Source organism: Acinetobacter sp. UBA2063 (assembly GCF_002333245.1).
Lineage (GTDB): Bacteria > Pseudomonadota > Gammaproteobacteria > Pseudomonadales > Moraxellaceae > Acinetobacter > Acinetobacter parvus.
Window position 1 is genome coordinate 1 of sequence record NZ_DDAH01000111.1, and the last position, 7,613, is coordinate 7,613.

Annotated in this window: 6 protein-coding genes and 1 riboswitch; all 6 genes read left to right on the forward strand. The window is 43.0% G+C overall.

All coding sequences use genetic code 11. The features are described from left to right. Positions 1-164 precede the first annotated feature (164 nt). A riboswitch (guanidine-I (ykkC/yxkD leader) is annotated at positions 165-261 on the forward strand. Between the two features lie 47 nt (positions 262-308). The 6 genes from B4H32_RS04905 to B4H32_RS04930 all read left to right on the forward strand — a co-directional run bounded on the left by B4H32_RS04905 (position 309) and on the right by B4H32_RS04930 (position 7,252). Continuing rightward, positions 309-1,046 carry an urea amidolyase associated protein UAAP1 gene (locus B4H32_RS04905; protein WP_004680879.1) on the forward strand — a complete coding sequence of 246 codons (738 nt, stop codon included), beginning with the start codon at positions 309-311 and terminating at the stop codon, positions 1,044-1,046. A gap of 17 nt (positions 1,047-1,063) precedes the next feature. After that, complete coding sequence (locus tag B4H32_RS04910; RefSeq protein WP_004680877.1) at positions 1,064-1,723, forward strand: urea amidolyase associated protein UAAP2; 660 nt, start codon at positions 1,064-1,066, stop codon at positions 1,721-1,723. Beyond that, complete coding sequence (gene uca / locus B4H32_RS04915; protein WP_286800470.1) at positions 1,716-5,321, forward strand: urea carboxylase; 3,606 nt, start codon at positions 1,716-1,718, stop codon at positions 5,319-5,321. Before B4H32_RS04910 ends, uca begins: the two co-directional genes overlap by 8 nt. 234 nt (positions 5,322-5,555) lie before the next feature. Next, positions 5,556-5,678, forward strand: coding sequence for a hypothetical protein (locus B4H32_RS04920; protein WP_004680874.1), 123 nt, complete (start codon positions 5,556-5,558; stop codon positions 5,676-5,678). A gap of 7 nt (positions 5,679-5,685) precedes the next feature. Then, positions 5,686-6,123, forward strand: a complete 438-nt coding sequence (locus B4H32_RS04925) for a CopG family ribbon-helix-helix protein (RefSeq protein WP_004680873.1) — start codon at positions 5,686-5,688, stop codon at positions 6,121-6,123. Between the two features lie 97 nt (positions 6,124-6,220). Next, positions 6,221-7,252, forward strand: coding sequence for an ABC transporter substrate-binding protein (locus tag B4H32_RS04930; protein WP_004758173.1), 1,032 nt, complete (start codon positions 6,221-6,223; stop codon positions 7,250-7,252). Positions 7,253-7,613: the final 361 nt, after the last annotated feature.

Here is a 7,613-nt window from a genome sequence, read left to right on the forward strand (position 1 = left end):
TTGAGATGTGTCATAGTATTCGTCGTTAGAAAACAATTATTGTGACATTATTTCAATGAGTTATCTATTTTTGTCGTGTACAGAGATCGAACTTATATTAAGTAATACTTTTCCTAAAAATAGTATTACTAAAATGGCATGTCTTTTGCTTTTAGATAAATAGATCAAAAGTTGTCTAGGGTTCCGATGTGTTTTGCACATGACTGGACCGAGAGAGAACGGTTCGGCAGAACTACACGGAGGGATAAAAGCCCGGGAGGATCGGCATTTTGCCATAACGAGGTCAAATCATCCTAAGAGGTTTTGTTATGCATCCATCTATTTATCATAATAATCAAATACTTTGGCAAGAAAAATTACTCGGTGGCCATCACTGGTCGGGTCGGATTCAGCGTGGGGCAGTGTTGCAATTTGAGCCACTGGGTGCAAATGCCAATGTTTCGCTCTATTGTGTCAATGCCGAAGATAAACTGGAACGCTTCAATATGCCTGACAGTTTAAAGGCACAGCACACTGCATTTTTATCGACGGGACATGTGCTGTATTCTGATTTGGGGCGGGTGATGGCATCGATTGTTCAGGATGGTCATGGCTGGAATGATGTATTTTGTAGCCCAAGTACGCCTGCACAAATTCAACAGCAATTTGGCATTCAAAGCTTTCAGGATGCCCGCAATGATATGTATCAAAGTGGCCTGAATGGCTTGTTGGTTGAGTTTGCCAAGTTTGGTTTAAAACAGGCTGATTTAACCGCTTGTGTGAATCTCTTTTCTAAGGTTATTCCTGATGAGGCAGGCAAATTGTCCTATGTTCAGGAAGATAAAACCCAGCAAAGCATTGAGTTACGTTTCGAAATGGATTGTTTGCTATTTTTATCGGCTGCACCACATGCGCTGGATACCTCTGAAAGCTATCAACCTGCCGATGTTCAACTCCGTTTATTCAAGGCTAATGCCTTAGCTGAATCCGATGTGTGTCGTGATTCCTGTCCTCAAAATCAGCGTGGTTTTGCCAACAATGCCCGCTATTACGCTTTATCTGTTTAATTTTTGAGGAAAAAATCATGACCACATTACAATTTCAAAATACGGTTTTAGATGAAGTGTGTCCAGCAGGCGAAGCATGGATGTGCGAAGTCAAAAAAGGACAACTGTTTCGTATCGTTGATTTAGAGGGCAATCAGGCGGTGGATACCTTGTTTATCAGTGCAGAAAATCCTGATGAACGTTATAGCGCAACCGATACTCTGACCCAAAACCAGCAAATTTATCTGGAGCAAGGGACGACTTTGTATAGTAATTTTGCCCGTCCTATTGCCACCATTGTTGAGGATAATTGCGGACGACACGATACTTTGGGCGGTGCGTGTTCCTGTGAAAGCAATACTGTGCGTTATGCCCATGATAAATATCCAATGCACAGTTGCCGTAATAATTTTATGTATGCGCTTGCCAAGCATCCGCTTGCCCATAAACATCAACTGAATGTGCGCCATTTAGGACCCAATATTAATTTCTTTATGAATGTGCCTGTGACGCCAGCAGGGCATTTAATGTTTGATGATGGGGTTTCCGCAGCAGGAAAATATGTCGAGATTCGGGCGGAAATGGATTTAATTGTATTAATTTCCAATTGTCCGCAACTGAATAATCCATGTAATGCCTATAACCCAACGCCTATTCAACTGATTGTTCTTGAAGCGGAGGAGTTGAGCCATGTTTAATAAAGTTCTGATTGCCAATCGTGGCGCAATTGCCTGTCGTATTATTCGTACCCTGAAAAAATTAGGCATTCAATCGGTTGCAGTGTATTCCGAAGCGGATCGGGATTCCTTGCATGTCACACTGGCCGATGAAGCGGTGTTTATTGGCGATTCTGCGGCACAGCAAAGCTATTTAAATATTGATAAAATTCTTGAGGTTGCCAAGCAAACAGGCGCACAGGCGATTCACCCTGGTTATGGTTTCCTCTCAGAAAATGCCACTTTTTGTGATTTATGCGAGCAACAGGGCATTGTGTTTATTGGCCCAACTTCGCAACAAATGCGGGATTTTGGCTTAAAGCATACTGCCCGTGAATTGGCGATTGAAAACAACGTGCCATTATTGCCAGGGAGTCAACTGCTTAAGGATGAAGCGGAAGCAATTGCTGAAGCCAGCCGTATTGGTTATCCCGTGATGCTGAAAAGTACCGCAGGTGGTGGCGGTATCGGCATGCGTCTAGTCTGGAATGAAACCGAATTGCAGGAAGCCTATCAAACGGTTTCTTACTTGGCACAAGCCAACTTTAAAGATGCAGGCTTATATTTAGAAAAATTTGTACAAAATGCCCGCCATATCGAGGTACAGATTTTTGGCGATGGTCAGGGCAAGGTTCTTGCTTTGGGCGAACGTGATTGCTCGGTGCAACGCCGTAACCAGAAAGTGATTGAGGAAACGCCTGCGCCACATCTTAATGCTGAACAACGAGAATATATTCAAAAAGTTGCCATTCAATTGATGCAATCGGTGCAATACCGTTCTGCGGGCACGGTTGAATTTGTGATGGACACCGATACCCAGCAATTTTATTTCCTTGAGGTCAATACCCGTCTGCAAGTTGAGCATGGCGTGACTGAGCAAGTGTTTGGGTTGGATCTGGTTGAATGGATGGTCACGCTTGCCAGTGGTGACTGGGTTGCACCAACTGAACTTTCTGAGCCAAAAGGACATTCGATTCAGGTGCGTTTATATGCTGAAGATCCAATTAAAAATTTCCAGCCGAGCGCAGGATTGCTCACCAGTGTTCAGTTTGATGCAGATTCACGAGTGGAAACATGGGTAGAAACAGGATCGAACGTTTCCTCATTTTATGATCCGATGATTGCCAAGATTATCGTCACGGCGGTTGATCGGGAGCAGGCAATTCAAGCCATGCAAAATAGCCTAAGCAATACGGAAATTGCAGGCATCGAAACCAATCTGGAATATTTACAGAATATTGTGGGTTGTGATGTGTTTCATGCAGGTACACAGACCACACGTTTTCTGAATAGCTTTGAATGGAAAACTGAAAAAGTTGAAGTATTGCAGGCAGGCATTCAAACGGCGGTACAGGATGTCACAGGGCGCTTGGGCTATTGGGATGTCGGTGTGCCGCCATCAGGCGCAATGGATGCCTTAAGCCTGAATGTTGCCAACCAATTGTTGGGCAATCCATTCAATACCGCAGCTCTGGAATGTACCTTGCAAGGGCCAACACTGAAATTTCATTGTGATAGTCAAATTGCCTTAACAGGCGGTCACATGCAGGTAACACTGGATGGTGTCGATGTGCCAATGTGGACAACCATTAATATCCGTAAGGGACAAGTGCTGAAATGCGGGCGCATTATCACAGGATGTCGCAGCTATATCGGCATTAAAAATGGTCTAAAATTACCTGACTATTTGGGCAGTCAAGCCACCTTTACTTTGGGACAGTTTGGTGGATATGCAGGACGTAATCTGTTGATTGGTGATATGTTGCCGATTTCTGCTTATCACTCTACAGAAACCACCACATTAGAACCCGCACAAATTCCTGATTTTACCCAGACATGGCAAATTGCAGTGATGTATGGCCCACATGGCGCGCCTGATTTCTTTACTGCTCAGGATATTTCCATGTTCTTTGCACAGGAATGGGAAATTCATTTTAACTCCAGCCGTACAGGGATTCGTCTGGTGGGGCCAAAACCTGAATGGGCACGAATTGACGGTGGCGAAGCTGGCTTACATCCATCCAATATCCATGATAATGCCTATGCCATTGGTGCGATTGATTTTACAGGCGACATGCCGATTATTCTGGGGCCAGATGGCCCAAGTCTCGGTGGTTTTGTTTGTCCTGCGGTGGTGATCCATTCGGAATTATGGAAACTCGGTCAACTGAAAGCAGGCAACAAGGTTCAATTTATTCCTGTCAGTTATCAGCAGGCACAGCAACTAGAACAACGTTATCAGGCTGCGTTGCAGAGTAAAAATACCGCTCAGGTTAATTTCTCAGCAGCAATTCACGCTGAACCCATCACCCTGAAAAATGCGGTGTTGGCAACCTTGCAACAAGGTGCAGATAAGCCAAACGTGACTTATCGCCCAGCAGGTAACCAATATCTATTGGTAGAATATGGCGATCTGGTACTGGACTTAAATCTGCGTTTCCGTATTCATGCCTTGATGCAATGGGTCAAATCGCAGAATATTCAGGGCATTATTGACTTAACTCCGGGTATACGTTCGCTCCAGATTCATTTTGATTCCTCAGTTTTGGATCAACTGGATTTATTGCGCTTATTACAGGTGGCAGAAGCTGAATTGCCTGATATTGAAAATATGCAGGTGCCATCCCGAACCGTGTATTTACCCCTTGCTTGGGAAGATTCGCAAACGCAATTGGCAACCGAAAAATATATCCAATTGGTACGACCTGATGCACCATGGTGTCCTGACAATATTGAATTTATCCGTCGTATCAATGGCTTGTCATCCAAGCAGGCGGTGAAAGATATTGTTTATAGCACCTCTTATCTGGTGATGGGTTTGGGTGATGTGTATTTGGGTGCGCCTGTTGCCACACCGTTAGACCCAAGACATCGTTTGGTCACCACCAAATATAATCCAGCACGGACATGGACACCTGAAAATGCCGTGGGTATTGGTGGCGCCTATATGTGTGTCTATGGCATGGAGGGGCCAGGGGGGTATCAGTTTGTTGGACGCACAACCCAAGTATGGAGTCGTTATCGCCAAAACCCGAATTTTGAGCAGCATAAGCCGTGGTTACTTCGATTCTTTGACCAGATCAAGTTTTATGAGGTGTCTGAATCTGAATTGATGGCAATGCGTGAAGACTTTAAGGCAGGTCGCTTGCAATTGAAAATTGAAGAGGGTGTGCTCAATCTCAAAGAATACAATGCTTTTCTTCAGGAGAATCAGGACAGTATTCAGGCATTTAAACAGGTTCAGCAAAGCAATTTTGAAGCAGAACGGCAAAGATGGCATGAAGCAGGCTTGGCGGAGTACGTTTCTGAAGCTCTGGATATAATTGTTGATGATTCAGAAATTAACATACCGAATGGGGGTATGGTGGTGGAGTCGCACATGCCAGGTTCAGTCTGGAAAATTGAGTGTGCTGTGGGTGATGTCATTGAAGAGGGGCAAACTTTGGCTGTGATTGAAGCCATGAAAATTGAAATCCCAATTGTTGCGCCAGCAAAAATGCAGGTCGATCAGATCCTGATTGATAAAGCGCAAACGGTTAAAACAGGACAGGTATTGTTTACTTTAGCTCCTGTTGCATAAACTCGCTGTAATGATGCAGAAAAGCTCCATCTTGAAACATGGAGCTTTTTTATGTTCAAAATTTCTCATTCTATAAGAAGATTTTTGCTGTCATTTACTATCGCGCAGGGTGACATGGATGCCGCCTCCACAATAGTAGATATGGTTAAAAGACTCTTATTAATTTTATTAAAAACTGGCACAGATACTGCATTAAATATTACGAATTAAAAAATTAGTAATACTGAGGTTGCCATGAAAAAACATCCAGTCATGAACCAGTACTTAAAAACGCTCCAGTTATTTTTAGTCAATCTGATGACGGTAAGAGCAGGTCTATATATCAAGCAAAAACCCAGCAATCTCAAGAAACAGTAGGTTTAGCATGAACAGTAAACCCAAGCTTTCACGGATCAGCATCACTGTTCCTGAAAATACGGTGGAAGCCTTAGACCAGAAGATCGTGGAAGAACACTATGAAAGCCGTTCACAGGCGATTGTGGACATGATCAACCATCACTTAATTGATCAGCATAGCTCAGATAATTCAGTGATGGTCGGGACACTGACGCTGTTATACCAGCGTCGTACGGCAAATATCCGTATACAGATTGGTGATCTGCAACATCAATATCTGGAACAGGTGATTAGCTCGCTGAGTGTACAGCTTGATGCTGAAAAGATTCTGGAAGTGATGTTGCTTCAAGGCAAAAGCAATGATCTAAAACAGATCAGCCAGCAATTTATTGCACTGAAAGGTGTCATCAAGGGGCATCTGGAACTGATGGATGCCGTGATGCCACCGCTCCAGCAGAATGATTAGGGAGAAATACACACAGCAAGATGAAATACGAAATTTTAACGTTCAGGTTCTAAATCATCATCCATATATTGATTGCATTCTATTCGGGGGTTCTGTAATGAAACATGCAATGACATCCTTATCTCTTTCTGTTCTATTGAGTTTTGCTGTAGCGGGTTGTGATAATTCAGCTAAAGTACCGACTGCCAGCCAGAAAGAAGATACAAAAAATACCGCAACAGGTACACCGATCACCATTGGCTATAGCGACTGGCCTGGTTTCGTGGCTTGGCAAGTGGCGATTGAGAAAGGCTGGCTCAAAGAGGCAGGACTCAATGTTGAATTTAAATGGTTTGACTATTCGGCTTCACTGAATGCCTTTGCTGCCAATCAACTGGATGCGGTACTGACCACCAATGGTGACAACCTTGTCACAGCATCAGGTGGAACCAAAGGCATGATGATCATGGTCACTGATTATTCCGCAGGCAATGACGTGATTATTGCTAAGTCAGGTATCAACTCAGTGACGGATTTAAAACGTAAATCGGTGGCAACCGAAAAAGGGTTGGTGGATCATTTACTTCTTTCGACTGCTTTAACCGATGCCAAAATCCCATTAACCGATATTAAACTGGTCAATTCTGTCACCAATGAATTACCACAGGTATTTGCCAGCCCAGAAGTATCTGCTATCGCCGTGTGGCAACCTGTGGCAAATCAGGCCTTAAAATCTGTAGCAGGTTCAAAAATTATCTATAGTTCCAAAGATAAGCCAGGTCTGATATATGATGGGGTATCTGTTAATATGAGCCACTTATCCGCCCATAAAGAGGAATGGAAAAAGCTGATTCAGGTCTGGGATAAAACGGTTAAATATATTAATGATCCTGCTACACATGCCGATGCGGTCAAGATTATGTCCAATCGAGTCGGGGTCGATCCTACCCAGTATGAACAATTTGTGGGTGGCACTCATTTACTTGATTTGGCAGGCAATAAAAAAGCCTTTGTAAAAAATGATAGTTTTGATTCGGTCTATGGGTCCTCTTATCATGTAAATCAGTTTAATGTAAACAATGGCATCTATAAAACCGCCGTTGATGTGGATGGTCTGATTTATCCTGATTTGGTGAATGAATTGAAATAACTAACTTGAGTTCGATTTAAATATTTATCTAACTTGTTGCTAAAAAATTATCTTGGCGGAGTCTTGCCGAGTTCTCATCCAATTTCAGTATATGTCTTCGACGACCTACTTTTGTTTCGGCAAAAGTAGGCAAAACCATTGTCATGCGCAAAACTCGTTGACTACCACCAATTAGTTTAATAAATCGCAGAAACAGCACTTTACTAATAAAGTCCTGTCTCAAACAGTTGCGGATGACGTTTCCGAGTATCATATTTTATTCAGAATTTTATATCGAACTCATGTTAACTAGATTGCAGATATAAAAAATGCTTCAAGAATGAAGCATTTTTTATGCAAAAATTTCTCTGTACACGACAAA